A 2,325-nucleotide genomic window follows, 5' to 3' on the forward strand; every position below is an offset into this window, starting at 1 on the left:
ACTGCTGGAGGCACGTTGGGAGGGTCGTAGTTGAACGACCACACGATTGTCTCCGAATAGGCCCCTTCATTGTCGAGAGCCCTTACTTCAAATGTGTGTTCGCCTTCAGAGTATTCGCTCCAGGTATACACGGTTTCGTTTCCGTTGCTCTCCCAGTCAGCGGAGTCCTTTCTATACTCATATCTGATAATTGAACCGTCGGTGTCACTTCCCGACCATAGGAATGTACAGCTGCTTGTTGTCACTTTGCCGTTAGCTCCATCGAGCTTTACAACTTCTGGCGATTTGTTCATGGCCGGGCATCCGAGCAGCAGGAAAATCAAGGACAAAGACAGAACGAATAGGATATATTTCTTCAAGTTGCTCTCCCCCTATTAAATGCTCCAAACAGAGCTGGCTAAATAACAAGTCTGCACATTCAAGAAACAGGTGAGGTCAATCCAATCGTTAACTACATACATGACAGATGGATTTCAAAAGAACCGTCAGAACGACTTCATATGAGTAGTTTATCATCTGAAGCATTCAAAGGGTCTTCTCGAAATGTCATTTCCGCTACCGGTAGTTATCTGCCGGCGTTCTTGACGAAGGAATTATCGAGTAGTTCCCTGAAAGCAAGTTCAAGCTCCTCATTTTTGTTTATAACTATGAGGCCTTCCCATGCTATGGGCTCTTTCAAAGGTTTTCCCGAAAACAGAAGAAATCTCATTCCCTTCTGCCGGCTTTGGCCCAGAACAGCTCACCCTCACCGAAGAAAAACCGCGTTTTCGTTGGCTTCAGATTGGCCAGGATCAAAACTCCCACTACCTTGAAGAATGTATATGAAAAGAGTGGTGCGACTCTCAGACTCGTATAACCATTCCTTCCCTGCATCGACCCACACGTCAAGATATGTGGCTTTCACGTACCTGCCTTCAAAAGCTCCTGCCGATTCCTTTTAAGACCCGCCTATTACTCGTATTCTTACGCATTCTTCAGTTACAATCGAACGTTTTCACTTCTTATATCACCGTATCTCGGGTCAGTCATCTTATCCTTTGCCGGAAGATTCAACCACAACTGAACCCCAAGCATCCTCTCAGCTGACTCAGGCATCTCCTGATGGATAATTCCCGAACCCGCGGTCATCCACTGACAGTCAACATCTAGTATCTCTCCTTTGTTACCATGGCTGTCACCGTGTTCGATAATCTCGCTAATAAGTTAAGTTACGGTCTCGATACCCCCTGTGAAGATGCCAAGGGAAGCCCTTGACATAATCCTCCGGATCAGTGGAATCAAAGGCGTCAAGCAATAGAAAGGGGTCGAAATCCTCAACGTCTCTATGACCCAAAACCCTAACGAGTTTTACTCCGGCCCTATCAACAGAGGCACACCTCTGTCAAGATCTTGCTGATTTTCCGTACTCTGCTCACTGTCATTTTCCTCTTAGCTCCGCGACGGATTTTCATACATCAATACTCAGAAGCCTATCGCAAAAATGGTATCTGAAGATCCCCAGTCTTGAATGACTCCCATCTGAACCCCATGATCTATTATCCTAGATAAGCCTGCAAGAATATCCTTGTTTATCAGATCAAAGACAATAGGAAGACCGGACCTTATCTGGTCCGGCTTTAAGGGATGGGGTGAGAAAGGTAATGAAGGTTTCCTCTGTCAGTTCTGCTGCGCCTGGTAATTAGTTGTCGCTAATTGTACTTCTATGTTTCATACTCGCCTTAGAGTTCTTCAGTTCATCTTCAAACAGATTATAAGAAAGGATTTTGGGAGTATTGTCGCAGAAGTATGGGAAAAGATGAGAGATAACCTGAAGTTGTTTTGTTTTCTCGGCAAACCTTATTGAAATAGCATAGATTGCACAGAAAGGAAAGATTAGAAATTCGCATATCACCGCGTAGATAGTGATTAGATCCCCTTAATGCATCATAAATAAATCTACTCAAAGAGATCCCTTTGCATTCGTTAATTGTTTTTTCCGGCACGGTTGAGTAAGATTTTAATATGAAGAATCCAGCGCTCAAAGTTGCGTTACTATACGTTGTATTTGGTGTTATATGGATCTTGTTTTCTGATATGATCGTCGATTTGATGTTTGTCGAAAAAGATCTTGTTGCTCATGCTCAAACCTACAAGGGCTGGGCCTTTGTTATCTTCAGTGGGATTCTCTTCTACTTTCTCATTTACCGTGAGTTCAGCGAGAAAAACAAGACTCAACTCGAACTCGTTAAGCAGAAAGACCTTTCCGACGCAGTCCTCGACACGGTGGGCGTTTTTGTTGCAGTATTAGATAGCGAAGGGGTCATTGTCTTCACAAATGAGACTTTT

2 protein-coding genes and 2 pseudogenes are annotated in these 2,325 nt (G+C 44.0%); 1 reads left to right on the forward strand and 3 read right to left on the reverse strand.

The window, feature by feature from the left end; all coding sequences use genetic code 11:
- From BG32_RS14565 to BG32_RS17265, 3 genes and pseudogenes are all read right to left on the reverse strand, one after another.
- A pseudogene (locus BG32_RS14565) lies at positions 1–359 on the reverse strand (Two component regulator three Y domain protein); the annotation flags it as partial.
- Positions 360–565: 206 nt separating this feature from the next.
- Positions 566–709 (reverse strand): pirin-like C-terminal cupin domain-containing protein, encoded by a 144-nt coding sequence (locus tag BG32_RS15920; protein WP_201764207.1) that lies wholly within the window; start codon positions 707–709, stop codon positions 566–568.
- A gap of 269 nt (positions 710–978) precedes the next feature.
- The gene (locus BG32_RS17265) at positions 979–1,200 is read right to left on the reverse strand and encodes a pirin family protein (protein ID WP_201764229.1); all 222 of its coding nucleotides are present in this window, start codon (positions 1,198–1,200) and stop codon (positions 979–981) included.
- A gap of 801 nt (positions 1,201–2,001) precedes the next feature.
- Between BG32_RS17265 and BG32_RS14580 the strand changes: the two are divergent.
- Positions 2,002–2,325: pseudogene (locus BG32_RS14580) on the forward strand (diguanylate cyclase); the annotation flags it as partial.

The sequence above is a fragment of the Mesotoga sp. HF07.pep.5.2.highcov genome (assembly GCF_003666285.1).
Classification (GTDB): domain Bacteria; phylum Thermotogota; class Thermotogae; order Petrotogales; family Kosmotogaceae; genus Mesotoga; species Mesotoga prima.